Here is a 13,605-nt window from a genome sequence, read left to right as displayed (position 1 = left end):
GAGAATCACTAGGTTTCATCTCTCGCTCGTTCGACTTGCATGTGTTAGGCACGCCGCCAGCGTTCATCCTGAGCCAGGATCGAACTCTCATATTAAATACAAAAGAGATTTCTCTCTTTTAAGTTCTTCCCGTTCAGAACTAAAAGCTTGGCTTTATTTGTTCTGTCCGTTTTTCTTTACTGCGATTGTATTATTCGCTTTAGACCTTTTTGGTCGCGCTTCAGATCTACATTAGATCCTCCGCTTCTGAATCTTCTTTATAGAATCTTCAGGGTCTGTGTATTAATCGATCTTTGATTTTCAAGGTTCTGCTGGGATTTAAAAATCCCGAGCGCAGAGGGTGGGGTTCGAACCCACGTGCCCTTGCGGACAAACGGTTTTCAAGACCGCCTCGTTATGACCACTTCGATACCTCTGCGTATTAAATTTTCATTTAAAATCCAATGTTTTAAGTGAGTTGTCGTTTTTGGCGACTTGCTTACTATATACTATCCCACTTTTCCCGTCAAGACTTTTTTGAAAAAAATTCATCTTTTAAAGTTAAAATAAAAAAAGCAGCTCCCTTCAACAAACGTTTTGGGAGCTGCTTAGTATCATATATTATTAAATCTGGTTTCTGAATTTTACTTCTCCTGTTGAAGCATCCATGGAATCCACGATTGCCAGGGACTCAAGTTTATAACCCATGTTTCGAATTATCTGTCCCCCGTTTTGAAAGCCTTTTTCGATAGCTATTCCAATTCCCGAAACAGATGCTCCTGCCTCGTTTATGATGGATATCAGTCCCTGCAGAGCACAGCCGTTTGCAAGAAAATCATCTATGATGAGAACTTTATCATCTTTGCTTAGAAATTTTTTGGATACTATCACAAGATTTTTGTTTTTATGTGTGAATGACTCCACTTCTGCTGTGTACATTTCGCCATCAAGGTTTACACTTTTAGACTTCTTGGCAAATACAACAGGTACTCCGAAGTGCCTTGCAACAACACAGGCAATGCCTATTCCGGAAGCTTCAATCGTCAGAATCTTATTGATTTCTATGCCTTCAAATCGCTTTGCCCATTCTTTTCCCATTTCATCAAATAAATTGACATCCAGCTGATGGTTCAGGAAACTGTCTACTTTAAGAATGTTTCCCTCTTTTACTATACCGTCTTTTACTATTCGCTCTTCAAGAAAATTCATATAAAACTCCATTTCAACGCTTTTAACTGGCGATACAAATAATGATGTGAGTATTTTCACAGTATTCAGATATGGGTCAGATACGGGTCAGGTTTATATGAGCTCGTATCTGACCTATAATGTAAGTTTGAGATTAAACTTATATTCATCGCTCTTCACGGAAATAGTTGGTTCCCAGGCTATGTGGAGGCTGGTTTTCACGTTTGTTATGCATGCTTGTGATAACAAGAACAACCAATGTAACTACGTAAGGAATCATTTTGTAGAGTTCCTTGTATTCTGTATGAGTTCCTGATGGCAGGTACAGATACAGTATATATAAGCCTCCGAACAAAATGGATGAGAAAATACCTACATCTGTTTTCCATATGGTAAATATAACGAGAGCAATGGCAAGCCATCCTCTGTCACCGAAAGCATCATTTGACCATACTCCGCAGGCATAGTCCATAACATAATATAATCCGCCCAAACCTGCGATCATACAGCCGAGGCAGGTTGCAATGTACTTATACTTGGTTACATTGATTCCTGCGGCATCAGCAGTTGCGGGATCCTCTCCTACTGCACGAAGATGCAGACCTGTTCTTGTTTTCTTGAGGACAAATGCAGCGATAAGGGAAATGATTATGGCAACATATGCAAGAAAACCATAGGAAAGGAATATTTTACCGAACCAGCCGGTTTGTGAAGCCAGAGGCAGTGTCTTACTGAAATATGCAGATGTCTGTGATAATGAAATCGAAGGAACATCTGCACCGGCAAGTTTGATGAGAGATCCGCCGAAGAAATTTCCAAAGCCGATTCCAAAGGTTGTCATGGCAAGACCTGTAACATTCTGATTTGAACGAAGACTTACTGTAAGGTAACAATACAGAAGCCCCATCAGAAAAGATCCTGCAAGAGAGCATAAAAGCGGAATAAAAACTGCAAGGAATCCGTTTAAATCCCCCGATGGAACAGACTGTTCATAGAAAAAGGCGCCTATAACTCCGCAAATTGCTCCGACATACATGACTCCCGGAATTCCGAGATTCAGGTTTCCTGATTTTTCTGTTATGGTTTCTCCGGTACTTCCAAATAAAAGTGGAATGCCCTGCTGTACCGCTCTGGGAATAAAAGCAACGAGACTAAACATTATGCATTCTCCTTTCCGGAATCTTTACGAAACCTTACTTCGTATCTGATGAAGAACTCACAGCCGATGATAAAGAAAAGAATTATTCCTGTCAGAATATCGGCAAAACTTTGGTTTAATTCAAATGCTGTGGATATCTCACTGGCACCTCTGTCCATAAAGATGATCAGAAGACTGGTGAAAATCATTCCGATAGGATGGAATTTGGCAAGCCAGGATACCATAACTGCCGTAAATCCCTGTCCATTGGTTATGGTTGTGGTGATGGTGTGGTTGATACCGCCAACCAGAAGCAATCCTGCCAGTCCGCAGAGAGCACCGGAAAGAATCATGGTTCTGACAATTACCTTTTCCACCATGATACCTACATATCTGGCAGTATTAAGGCTTTCTCCCACAACTGAAATTTCATAGCCCTGTTTTGTGTACTTGAGGTAAACATACATACCTGCAGTGACGATAATGGCCACAAGTATACTGAGGAGATATTTGTTTCCTATGTTAGGAAGCCACCCGATGTTTGAATTCTGGTTAATGATTCCGATCTTTCCGGAACCTTTGGGTACTTCCCAGACTATGGTGAAGAAAGCAACAAGCTGTGTTGCTATGTAATTCATCATAAGGGTTGAAAGTGTTTCGTTGGTGTTCCAAAGTGCCTTAAAAATTGCGGGAATAACACCCCATATCGCTCCAGCAAGCAGAGATGTAACTATCATAAGCAGGATAACAACTGCATTGGGAAGCTTGTTTTCCAGGGTGATCATACATGCCGCAGCTGCAAGACCGCCCATCAATACCTGACCTTCGCCTCCTACATTCCAAAACTGCATTTTAAATGCCGGAGTGAGAGCCAGAGAAATGATAAGTAAAACTGCTACATATTGGAGAGTTATCCAGGCTTTTCTCTGGGTTCCGAATGCACCCTTGAAAATTGTTGCGAATATGGAGATAGGATTGTCACCGGTGCAGATCATGGTCACGATACCGCAAACTATGAGTGAAATCACAATAGCGATAATTCTTATGGTCCAGGCTGTTCGTCTGTCTGCATCTGCTCTCTTTGATATATAAAAACGAGGCTCTTTATTCTTCATTGGCATTACTTAAGCCTCTCCTTTCTGTGTCATCATGGAACCTAAAGTATACTTATCCGTGGTTCTTCCATCTACGATTCCGGTTACCCTGCCTTCGCAAAGTACAAGGATTCTGTCGCAAAGTTCTACAAGTACATCCAGATCTTCGCCTACAAATATAACAGCTGCACCTAAGGCTTTCTGCTGATTGATAAGGTCATAAATCTGGTAAGAAGAATTAATGTCCAGGCCTCTTACGGCATAGGCTGTCAGAAGGACTCTTGGCTCAGAGGCAATCTCCCGTCCCACCAGAACCTTCTGAACATTTCCTCCGGAAAGCTGTCTGACCGGAGTGTCAAGGCTGGGAGTTGCCACCTGAAGCTGATCCACAACCTTTTCTGCAAGATCACGGGGAGTCTTCTTATCTGTAAAGAATCTGGAATTACCCTTCCTATAGGATCTCAGCATCATATTGTCAGCGATATTCATGTTGCCGACGAGACCCATGCCCAGTCTGTCCTCAGGAACGAAGGAAAGCTTAACACCAAGCTCGGAAATCTCTCTTGGAGACATGCCCAGCAGTTCTTCTGTTCTGCCGTCTCTGTGAATGTAAGTAATCTTTCCTTCTTTTACTATTTCGAGACCTGCTATGGCACGAAGCAGCTCCTTCTGTCCACATCCGGAAATTCCCGCTATTCCGAGAATCTCGCCTCTGTTTGCCGTGAAGGAGACATTATCCAGCTTGACAACGCCTTCTTCATCAATAACAGTAAGATTTTCTACCTTTATTCGAGGCTGCGGGTCAACAGGTTCGGGTCTGTCGATGTTAAGTGAAACGGCGTGACCTACCATCATATCGGTCATTTCCTTTATGGTGGAATCAGAGGTCTTCATATCACCGATAAACTCTCCCTGACGAAGGACCGCTACTCTGTCGGATATACTCTGAATCTCATTAAGCTTATGAGTTATGATGACAATGGATTTGCCATCTTCCTTCATGTTTCGCATTACCTGAAAAAGGTGCTCGGTTTCCTGCGGGGTGAGGACGGCAGTGGGTTCATCAAGAATAAGTATCTCTGCTCCTCTGAAAAGCACCTTTACGATCTCCACAGTCTGTTTTTCGGAAACCGACATATCATATATTTTTTTATTTGTGTTGATCTCGAATCCGTATTTATCGCAGATTGCCTTGATCTTTTTTTCTGCTTCCGCAAGATTCAGTTTTCCATCAAGACCCAGCACAATATTTTCAGTCGCATTGAAAATGTCTATGAGCTTGAAATGCTGATGAACCATTCCTATACCAAGGGCAAATGCATCTCTCGGTGAGTTGATGGTTACTTCTTTTCCATTGATTATGATCTGACCGGCATCCGGGTGATATATACCCGAGAGCATATTCATGAGGGTGGTCTTTCCGCTTCCGTTTTCTCCGAGAAGAGACAGGATCTCACCCTTTTTTATATCAAGATTGACATTGTTGTTGGCCAGTACTGTGCCGACAAAGGTCTTTGTTATATTACGAAGTGATACTGCTATTTCGTTGTTATTCAAAACTGATGCCTTTCTGTTTTAAGAATCAGGTGGGTGTCAAAAGGATCTGCCGCCGGCTTATGAAGTGCAGCACCTTCACATCCCTGTGAACGGTGTCAATATTTTTAAAAACTGAAACATGGGAAAACCTTGCAGTAGGCAGAATATAAACCTTTGCTTAAGATTTCCCCATGTTGTTAAAAGTTATAGAATACGGATGTTTTTAGAATGCTGTATCAAGAAGTGTGATACCGTCGATCTTTAAATCAAAGTAAGGAGCTGAACGGAATCCCTCACCTGACTCATCAAAGTAGCCATCCTTGATAACTTCTGTATCAGGTGTGTAGTCAGCATCTGTATCTACGTCAGCCATGTAGGATGTAAGAGCTGCACCGTCAACAGTGAAGGTGCTTACATCAAATACATGAATTGAGCCGGACTTGAGATCTGCTTCTGCCTTTGCAATGGCATCTGCAGTACCCTCAGCGGCTGCGGTACCAAAATCTGTAAGAACTACAGAACCTGTTTCAAGAGTTCCTGTCCAGTCAGTTGCGATCTCTGTTCCGTTTTCAACTGAATCGATGATGTATGCATAGTATGGAGCCCAGTCAATCTTTGATGAAACGATGAATGTGTTAGGACATGCAGAAGCTGTGCTTCCGTTGTAGGAAACGTCAGGAACGCCTGCCTTTTCACAAGCTGTAGGAGCACCCATGGAGTCAGCATGCTGAGAGATAAGAACGCAGCCGTTTTCGATGAGCTTGTTTGCGCCTTCCTTCTCTGCTGTTTCATCATACCATGAGCCTGTGAAGGTAACCTCCATGGTTGTTGAAGGACATACAGAACGTGCTCCAAGGAAGAAAGATGTATATCCTGAGATAACCTCTGCATAAGTATAGGCACCGATGTAACCCATCTTAGCCTGATCTTCGGTGATAGCACCGCTCTCGATCATCTCATTAAGCTTCATGCCTGCAGCGATACCTGCAAGATAACGGCCTTCGAAGATGGTTGCAAATGCATTGTGATAATTTGAAAGACCCTCTGTATGAGCCTTTGTTCCTGTTGCGTGGCAGAACTGAACTTCAGGATATTCTTTAGCTGCCTCGATCATATAATCTTCATGACCGAAAGAGTCTGCAAATACGATGCTGCATCCGGCATCTGCAAGCTCACAGGCTGCCTCATAGCACTCCTGTCCTTCAGGTATATTTGTCTTGAAAATAGGAGTTACACCGGCTTCACCACAAGCCCTTGTCGCTGCCTCAATAAAGTTAAGGTCATATGTTGAGTTTTCATCATGCAGGAATATGAAGCCGACTTTAAGGTCTGATGCAGCCTTCTCATCAGAGCCTGCTGCTTCTGTGGCCTTTTCATCAGCACCCTTTGTTTCTGCTGCTGCCGCTGCGGTAGTTGCATTTGCAGAAGGTTCCTTCTCACTCTGACTTGAACATGCAACTGATGACAGCATCATGGATGCGAGCAGAACAGATGACATAACTTTTTTGAATCTTTTCATTGGTACTTCTCCTTTGTAAAACTCGAAACAAAGACCATTTAACAGGATATTTTTGCATTGATTGCGCATCTTTTTTGAAAACAAAAAAGGCGTAGAATCAATGCTTCTACGCCTTTTCAATCCGACATATTTAACCACTGAATATAACTTCAGCCGAATATTGAATCGAAAATTCGATAGTCCGGTAATTTACGGCAACCGGGTAGAAACATCAAATCCATATTATTTGACCTATATCGATTAATCTCATCCATGGTAACAGAGTGAATTTATTAATTCAAGCTGTTTATAATATTATGTCAGTTTTATTAAAAAATTAATAAAGATCAACGTTCCTTTTGTGACATTCGGCAAAAGCTTCACAGAGGGATTCAAATAAAACGCTTATGCAAAACTGCGAAATACGATGATTTTGAAAAATCATGCAAAAAATATGCTGATTGGTCCGGCGTGAAAATCACTTTTCATGACTGTTTGTGCTGTCGTATCAACAATGCGGAATGGAGATTGACATAAAGTATGACGATAATAGCTTATCTTGACAGATACAGCTCTGCTATTTTCATATCCTCCGGTGTAGTGATCTTGATGTTCTCATAGGAGCCTGCCACTATCTTGACTCTTGTGCCTGTGTAGGCCTCAACCACCATGGCATCATCTGTCACAGGGATCATAAGACGTCCTGCCTTTTCCTGATCTATTAGCTTTTTGTAAGCATTGTAGATTAAAGAAAAATCAAAGCTCTGAGGTGTTTCCATAAGCCATACCGAGCTTCGTTCCGGTGTGGACTTTACAAAGTGATCTTCATCAAGGATTTTGATGGTATCCTTTACGGGCATGCCGATGGCAGTTGCATGGTATTTAGCGGCATAACGGATGGAGTCATCGATGATGGCATCTGTAAGCATTGGCCGTGCGCAGTCATGGATCAGGACTATAGGATCGTTTTCGGATGATGCTGAATCTGTATCGATATGTTCGATTGTTTTGATCTCATCCAGTCCGTTATAAACAGAATTATAGCGTTCCTTTCCACCCGGAATAATGGCACGGAGCTTGGACAAAGAACACGATTCTGCTCCGGTATCGGTTGTTCCTGTGCTATCAGAGGATGAAACAGCTTCGGCATCGTTAACAATATCTGTTTTGAATCCGGTCAAAGATTTCATGTAGGGAATATCCTCTTCGGAAGTGGTTATGATGATTCCGTCTATACCCGGGTGCCGGTCAAATCTTTCCGCACTCCATGCAAAAAGAGGTTTGCCAAGAATCTTCATAAACTGTTTTTTCTGTTTGCTGTGCATACGTCTTCCGCTGCCGGCAGCCAAAACTATAGCGTAAACTTTTCTTCCCTCGTACATAGACACCTCCTCCATAAACAATTGTTTTTCAACATTTATATATGACATTCGGATGCAGATCTATACGATCTCTCTGATATCTTCTTTTTGTATTCTGATTATACAACAAAAATTTTTGCCAAAGAATTCGTAAATAAAAAACTCTGAGAAAAACATGCGAAAACAAAGGCGCATATCCTTCTCAGAGTAAATTATCGATTAACGGGCTTATCTTTCTCCAAGTTTGAGTCCCGGGCAGGCGTTCAGATCCAGACCGTCTCTTCGGCCGTTCAAATATTCATAATATCCGGCACAGCCGATCATGGCAGCATTGTCCGTACAAAGCACCGGGCTTGGACGGTAGAAAGATATTCCATTCTCGGCACACTCGCTTTCGAGCCTTGAGCGGATATGTGAGTTGGAAGCAACACCTCCGGCAATGGCAAGCTTTTTGTAGCCCCGTTCTTTGCAGAGACCTATGGCTCTTGAAACCAGAGAGTCAGTGACCGCTTCCTGGAATGAAGCGCAAAGATCGGGAACATTGATGGTTTCTTTCTTCATTTTAGCCTTATTGATGTAGTTGAGAACGGCAGATTTGATTCCGGAAAAAGAAAAATCATATGGATTATCCGCAACTGTTCCTCTTGGAAAATCTATGGCATGTGGATCACCGTTTCTTGCGGCTTTATCAATCTTTGGACCACCGGGATATCCGAGGCCTACTGCTCTTGCCACTTTGTCGAATGCTTCTCCCGCAGCATCATCACGGGATCTTCCGACTATCTCATATTTTCCGTAATCTTCCACCACCACAAGATGTGTATGTCCACCGGATACGATAAGGCAGGCAAAAGGCGGTTCAAGATCTTTGTTCTCTATGTAGTTAGCACTGATATGTCCTTCAATATGATGTATGCCTACAAGCGGTTTGTTTAATGCAAAGCTGAGGGCTTTTGCTTCGGCAACGCCCACAAGCAGTGCCCCCACCAGACCCGGTCCGTAAGTGACAGCGATGGCGTCAATATCATCAAAAGTGCAGTCAGCTTCCTTCATGGCAAGTGAGATAACATCATCAATTTTTTCTATGTGCTTTCGTGAAGCAATCTCGGGAACGACACCACCGTATTCGGTGTGAATGGCAATCTGTGATGATATGATATTTGAACGTACTTCGCGACCGTTTCTTATGACAGCAGCAGCGGTTTCATCGCAGCTTGATTCTATTCCCAGAATATTGATATCCTTCATTGCTTAGTCTCCCGGGGTCCAGAGGCTGAACATCGTCGGTGCTCTGAACCCATTTTTTATAGTTGAAAACTTCTCTCTTATTCTTCGTCGTCAAAGGTAAGATCCTTAGTCCATCCGTCACGTGCAAACTTTACCGGGAAAATCCTCCAAATATCGTCCTTGTATATATCGGGACGCATCTCGCTGGGAGAATAGTGTGTGAACCACATCTCCCGGGGTTTTGCTTCGGCACCGATGGCCGCTGCCTCATACATCATCATGTGTTTGTTTTTCTTTGCATTTTCGAGCTTGTCACGTTCTCCGTACATGCCCTCGCAAATAAAAAGATCAGCGTCTGTTGCCATTTCCGTGATTGCGGGAGTCGGACGGGTGTCTGTGCAGTAGGTGACACTAAGTCCGCGTCTGGCAGCCCCCATAACCATATCGGGGGTGTAAATGATACCGTCCTCTGCGGTTATGGTCTCTCCGTGCTGCAGTTTATTCCAGTATTTAAGAGGTATATTCTGCTCTTTCGCTTTTGCTGCATCAAATTTACCCAGGCGTCTGATGCTTATCTTATAGCCATAACAGATTACTTTATGATTGACCTTAAATGCATCGATAACAAATGGGCCAAACTCCAACTGCTGAACAGGCTCTTCAAGTTCGTGATATATGATCTCAAAGGGAAGTTCAGGCGCAACTATGCGGAGTCCGTCCACAACTCTTTTAAGACCCTTTGGTCCCACAAGGTGTATGGGTTCTGTACGCTCTGCATTGCCTATGGACAGAAGCATCCCGGGTAATCCCGAAATGTGGTCTGCATGAAAATGTGTAAAGCAGATCAGATCTATAGGTTTTGGCGACCAGGATTTCTCCTTCATGGCTATCTGTGTACCTTCGCCGCAGTCTATAAGCATGTTGCTTCCGCTGCATCTGAGCATAAGGCTGGTTAGCCATCGGTTTGGAAGAGGCATCATGCCTCCTGTTCCAAGTAAACAAAGATCAAGCATATAAATAAATCCTTTTTTTATGTATAAGGTCGGACTCAGCTTTATAGTTCACCTGTAAAGGAGCCAATTAAATCTGAATATGTATGTCAGAAATGAAAGGCTAAAATCTTTAGTTTGTATTTGGAGAACAACAATCTGATCCTTAACTTATTTTTGGTTTTTGGCGTATTATAGTGTTAATTGCATGATGATGGCATCATCTGTCGGATCCCTGTAATAGCCTTTTCTTACGTAGAGCTCCTTAAATCCCAGTTTTTGGTATAAGGCTCTGGCAGGAGTATTGCCGGCACGGACTTCGAGAAAAATGACTGAAGCTTTTTTTGTCAGGGCTGTCTGTATCATCTTCTGCATAAGTGTCTCGCCTATACCGTTTCTTCGCATATCGGGAGAAACACAGATATTTTCGATTTCTGCTTCGGGACCCAGTAAGCGTAAAACAGAGTAACCTGCGAGATTATTTATATAACTTTCCCGGTCTTCGGTATTTACAGGACGCTTATGAACCACCATGGGATAGTCATAATCCGAGGACAGGGCAGTTTCGAAGTCTTTTGAACTCCATGCCATTTTGCCAAAGGATGATCGTTCCAGTTCCAGAATCTCCGGAAGGTCGCTGATATCCATAAACTCTATAGCATTTAAAGTGATCATCATAATCTATATTATTTAACGAAAACCCGTACCAATACATTCAGGGTATAACGAGTAAACGCACTATAAGATAATTCAGAAACGGCAGTAGATTGCGTTTACGAGTCTAAATCCAAATGACGTGATCCGGACGTTGATTTTTATTCAAACCTAATAGTAAAGTCACTGCACCATGAACGTGAGTGTCTGTTTATAATAAGGACCGCAGTATAAATGAAATCAGAGATTCTCCGGTATGGACTCATCTTCGTATCCGGACCCCTCTCCTATTTTATAGTTACGGGCTGCAAGAACATCTTCGGTGGAAGACTTTTTAAGCTTGTTCGGATCGTCATGAGTGATATCAAATTCTCTGAGACCCGAAGCCTCTTTCTCACGTTCTGCCTGGGGCTTTCTTATATAGCTCAGACGGAAATCCTTACTGCTTACGGTCTCTCCAGCTTTCAGCTTTTCCATACCTATCAACGCTACCGATGAGGCTCTTTGGAGAAGATTCTGAGGAGAGGCAAAACTAAAGGCTACAGTCAGATGTTCCATAAGATATTCTCTGTATACAGGTACGGCATCGCCGAGGAACAGATGACGCCCGCCGGTTTTGTTAATGTTCCCGGCCAGCTCATCTATGCCTATAGCCTCCTCTTCGCCCACCAGTGTGCCATTAAGGAAGGCTCCTGTGTAAACCTGCTTACGGCGGGCATCCATGATGGGATGTACATATAATGCATCCTTAGCAGTTACTGTCATGTTTTCTCCGGAGGTTTCGGTACATGAAGAAATGCCGCCCATATCGGAAACATTTTTTGCAAGTCCTTCAAGCGTGCTGACCTCTATAAGAGGGATTCCGTAACCAAGAGCAAGACCCTTTGCTGTGGAAGCACCGATACGAAGACCGGTGAAGGAGCCGGGGCCTGCACTTACTGCGATAGCATCAAGATCTGAAACACTTCGTCCGGTACGCGAAAAAATCTCAGCCACCATAGGTAACAGTGTCTGAGAATGTGTAAGTCCTATATTGGCGGAATACTCTGAAAGCACAAGATTGTCTTCTATTAGCGCACATGACGCAGTATGTCCTGATGAATCTATACCTAAAACCAACATGTTTTTCTATCCATTTCTATAGATCAATACTCTATTTTTCTGTAATCGAATCCTTTGTCCAGATCCTTTTTGATGCGGACCCAGTGAGCCTCTTCAGGGATCAGCTCTTCGATCAGCTCGGGCCATTCAATGATGGAGACACCCTTTCCGTAGAAATAATCTTCATAACCGATTTCTTCCATTTCGGAGGGGTCGCCGATTCTGTATACATCAAAATGATAGAGAGGGATACGGCCGTTGTATTCCTTTACTATGGTGAAGGTAGGGGAATTAACATAATCGTCAATGCCAAGCCCGGCGGCAAAGCCCTGGGTAAAGACTGTTTTGCCGACTCCAAGGTCGCCATCAAGGCAAATGATATCGCCCGGCTTTGCAGCCTCACCCATTTTTTTGCCAAATGCGAAGGTGTCCTCCGCAGAGTTACTTTCAAAAATCATTCTATGCTTCTTTCTCGGTTTCTTTCTCGGTACGGATAAAGTGGAATATGCGTCGGCCGGTCTTAGCCTCAAAAGCTTTTACATTGTCAAGGAAGTCATCCTCGAACATAACATCCGTAAGAAGTGCAAACTCATCGGTCCTGTTATTAAGTACTATTGGCTTAAGCTCGGAATCCTCGTTAAGGAAATATTCCCTGAGGTCAGCTTCAATGTCTGAGAATGTACCCTCCACTCTTATGAAATATGAAAAGGCATTGGAACCCATAGGCTCTATCTCAAGCATATTTTCAGACCAGCCGATTCCCTGGAATTCGTTTTTGTGACGAACTGCGGCAATTATGTCGGAAACAACTGCACTTGCGGTGGGAAGCTTTCCTGCACCCATTCCGTAAAGCATGGTGGTTCCCAGGCAGTTACCTACTATGCGGATACCGTTAAACACACCGTCAACACTGAAAAGAGGATCAGACTTCGGAATCATCATAGGGACAACATAAGCAAAGTACTTATCTTCTACCTGCTGAACAGAACCAAGAAGCTTTATGGTCATGTCAAGCTCATGGGCATATGAGAAATCAAGCTTTGAAATATTGCGGATACCCTCTGTGTAAATATCTTCATGACGGCAACGGTCTCCGGATGCCATGCTGAGGAGAATTGCTGTCTTACGGGAAGTATCAAAGCCATCTATATCTGAAGACGGGTCACGCTCTGCATAACCGAGACGCTGAGCTTCCTCAAGGGTCTCTCCAAAATCGGCACCCTTTTCACGCATATTGGTGAGGATAAAGTTAGTGGTTCCGTTCATGATACCGGTTATCTCAATGAGATTCTCGCCGGCATAATTGTGATGTATGGTTCTGATGACCGGGATTCCGCCGCCTACAGAGGCTTCAAAATAAAAGTTACAGTTATGGGCCTTTGCGATACTGATGAGCTTTGAACCGCAGGCATCTACAAGAGCCTTGTTGGAAGTCACACAATGCTTGCCCTTCTCGAGACAGGCTTTTACGAATTCGTAAGCCGGGTGTATGCCGCCCATGGTCTCAACCACAAGACCAATCTCATCATCATTCTCAATGATGGAAAAGTCGTTAATAAGCTTATCGTTATTTTCAGGTATGGACTCACGGATATCAAGCACATACTTTAACTCGACAGGTTCACCGATCTTCTTTTTCAGGATTTCCTGATTTACTCTGAGAACCTCTGCAACACCTGAACCGATGGTTCCGTACCCCATAATTGCAACTTTCATAAAGGACTCCTTTTTACAATAAGATTTGATAAAACCATTATATCATCCCAACAGATGCAGGGATGGAGATTTATTGCGGGAAATCCGGTGATTATAGCAGTTTTCCCATACTACTTTTTTATAA

General features: G+C 43.2%; 12 protein-coding genes, 1 tRNA gene, 1 rRNA gene and 1 riboswitch. All 14 genes read right to left on the bottom strand.

All coding sequences use genetic code 11. From position 1 onward, the window contains the following. A 16S ribosomal RNA gene (locus G625_RS22705) occupies nucleotides 1-95 on the bottom strand; the annotation flags it as partial. A gap of 237 nt (nucleotides 96-332) precedes the next feature. Further along, nucleotides 333-418: transfer RNA gene (locus tag G625_RS0104375), tRNA-Ser, on the bottom strand. Nucleotides 419-603: 185 nt separating this feature from the next. Continuing rightward, a complete protein-coding gene (locus G625_RS0104370) occupies nucleotides 604-1,188 on the bottom strand; it encodes a xanthine phosphoribosyltransferase (protein ID WP_029200135.1) in 585 nt (194 codons plus the stop codon). 145 nt (nucleotides 1,189-1,333) lie between these two features. Next, the gene (locus tag G625_RS0104365; protein ID WP_029200134.1) at nucleotides 1,334-2,326 is read right to left on the bottom strand and encodes an ABC transporter permease; all 993 of its coding nucleotides are present in this window, start codon (nucleotides 2,324-2,326) and stop codon (nucleotides 1,334-1,336) included. Continuing rightward, nucleotides 2,326-3,426 carry an ABC transporter permease gene (locus tag G625_RS0104360; protein ID WP_029200133.1) on the bottom strand — a complete coding sequence of 367 codons (1,101 nt, stop codon included), beginning with the start codon at nucleotides 3,424-3,426 and terminating at the stop codon, nucleotides 2,326-2,328. The genes G625_RS0104365 and G625_RS0104360 overlap by 1 nt, the downstream gene beginning before the upstream one ends. A 3-nt stretch (nucleotides 3,427-3,429) precedes the next feature. Then, nucleotides 3,430-4,956, bottom strand: a complete 1,527-nt coding sequence (locus tag G625_RS0104355) for an ABC transporter ATP-binding protein (RefSeq protein WP_029200132.1) — start codon at nucleotides 4,954-4,956, stop codon at nucleotides 3,430-3,432. Nucleotides 4,957-5,158: 202 nt separating this feature from the next. Further along, nucleotides 5,159-6,454, bottom strand: a complete 1,296-nt coding sequence (locus tag G625_RS0104350) for a BMP family ABC transporter substrate-binding protein (protein ID WP_029200131.1) — start codon at nucleotides 6,452-6,454, stop codon at nucleotides 5,159-5,161. A gap of 157 nt (nucleotides 6,455-6,611) precedes the next feature. Next, nucleotides 6,612-6,713, bottom strand: a riboswitch (purine riboswitch). A 274-nt stretch (nucleotides 6,714-6,987) separates the two neighbouring features. Further along, nucleotides 6,988-7,815, bottom strand: a complete 828-nt coding sequence (gene ispD, locus G625_RS0104345) for a 2-C-methyl-D-erythritol 4-phosphate cytidylyltransferase (RefSeq protein WP_029200130.1) — start codon at nucleotides 7,813-7,815, stop codon at nucleotides 6,988-6,990. Between the two features lie 207 nt (nucleotides 7,816-8,022). After that, nucleotides 8,023-9,042 (bottom strand): tRNA (adenosine(37)-N6)-threonylcarbamoyltransferase complex transferase subunit TsaD, encoded by a 1,020-nt coding sequence (tsaD, locus tag G625_RS0104340; protein WP_029200129.1) that lies wholly within the window; start codon nucleotides 9,040-9,042, stop codon nucleotides 8,023-8,025. A gap of 77 nt (nucleotides 9,043-9,119) precedes the next feature. Continuing rightward, entirely contained in the window at nucleotides 9,120-10,034 is a 915-nt protein-coding gene (locus tag G625_RS0104335; protein ID WP_029200128.1) for a ribonuclease Z, read from the bottom strand. Between the two features lie 168 nt (nucleotides 10,035-10,202). Further along, nucleotides 10,203-10,688 (bottom strand): ribosomal protein S18-alanine N-acetyltransferase, encoded by a 486-nt coding sequence (gene rimI / locus G625_RS0104330; RefSeq protein ID WP_049895698.1) that lies wholly within the window; start codon nucleotides 10,686-10,688, stop codon nucleotides 10,203-10,205. Nucleotides 10,689-10,904: 216 nt separating this feature from the next. Next, a complete protein-coding gene (tsaB, locus tag G625_RS0104325) occupies nucleotides 10,905-11,786 on the bottom strand; it encodes a tRNA (adenosine(37)-N6)-threonylcarbamoyltransferase complex dimerization subunit type 1 TsaB (RefSeq protein WP_029200126.1) in 882 nt (293 codons plus the stop codon). Nucleotides 11,787-11,809: 23 nt separating this feature from the next. Beyond that, on the bottom strand, nucleotides 11,810-12,223 hold the full coding sequence (gene tsaE, locus G625_RS0104320; protein WP_029200125.1) for a tRNA (adenosine(37)-N6)-threonylcarbamoyltransferase complex ATPase subunit type 1 TsaE: 414 nt from the start codon (nucleotides 12,221-12,223) through the stop codon (nucleotides 11,810-11,812). Nucleotide 12,224: 1 nt separating this feature from the next. Further along, nucleotides 12,225-13,481: a homoserine dehydrogenase gene (locus G625_RS0104315; protein ID WP_029200124.1), complete on the bottom strand. Its 1,257-nt coding sequence runs from the start codon at nucleotides 13,479-13,481 to the stop codon at nucleotides 12,225-12,227. Between the last annotated feature and the right edge of the window lie 124 nt (nucleotides 13,482-13,605).

The organism is Oribacterium sp. NK2B42 (genome assembly GCF_000424445.1).
Lineage (GTDB): Bacteria > Bacillota > Clostridia > Lachnospirales > Lachnospiraceae > Oribacterium.
The sequence above is the reverse complement of the archived record's forward strand: the minus strand, read 5'-3'. Positions and strand labels throughout refer to the sequence as shown.

Excerpts from the sequence above, each read along its gene's own strand:
- tsaE (WP_029200125.1), bottom strand. The coding sequence starts at position 12,223 with ATGATTTTTGAAAGTAACTCTGCGGAGGACACCTTCGCATTTGGCAAA.
- tsaD (WP_029200129.1), bottom strand. The coding sequence starts at position 9,042 with ATGAAGGATATCAATATTCTGGGAATAGAATCAAGCTGCGATGAAACC.
- tsaB (WP_029200126.1), bottom strand. The coding sequence starts at position 11,786 with ATGTTGGTTTTAGGTATAGATTCATCAGGACATACTGCGTCATGTGCG.
- G625_RS0104360 (WP_029200133.1), bottom strand. The coding sequence starts at position 3,426 with ATGCCAATGAAGAATAAAGAGCCTCGTTTTTATATATCAAAGAGAGCA.
- G625_RS0104370 (WP_029200135.1), bottom strand. The coding sequence starts at position 1,188 with ATGAATTTTCTTGAAGAGCGAATAGTAAAAGACGGTATAGTAAAAGAG.
- G625_RS0104315 (WP_029200124.1), bottom strand. The coding sequence starts at position 13,481 with ATGAAAGTTGCAATTATGGGGTACGGAACCATCGGTTCAGGTGTTGCA.
- rimI (WP_049895698.1), bottom strand. The coding sequence starts at position 10,688 with ATGATGATCACTTTAAATGCTATAGAGTTTATGGATATCAGCGACCTT.
- ispD (WP_029200130.1), bottom strand. The coding sequence starts at position 7,815 with ATGTACGAGGGAAGAAAAGTTTACGCTATAGTTTTGGCTGCCGGCAGC.
- G625_RS0104365 (WP_029200134.1), bottom strand. The coding sequence starts at position 2,326 with ATGTTTAGTCTCGTTGCTTTTATTCCCAGAGCGGTACAGCAGGGCATT.
- G625_RS0104335 (WP_029200128.1), bottom strand. The coding sequence starts at position 10,034 with ATGCTTGATCTTTGTTTACTTGGAACAGGAGGCATGATGCCTCTTCCA.
- G625_RS0104350 (WP_029200131.1), bottom strand. The coding sequence starts at position 6,454 with ATGAAAAGATTCAAAAAAGTTATGTCATCTGTTCTGCTCGCATCCATG.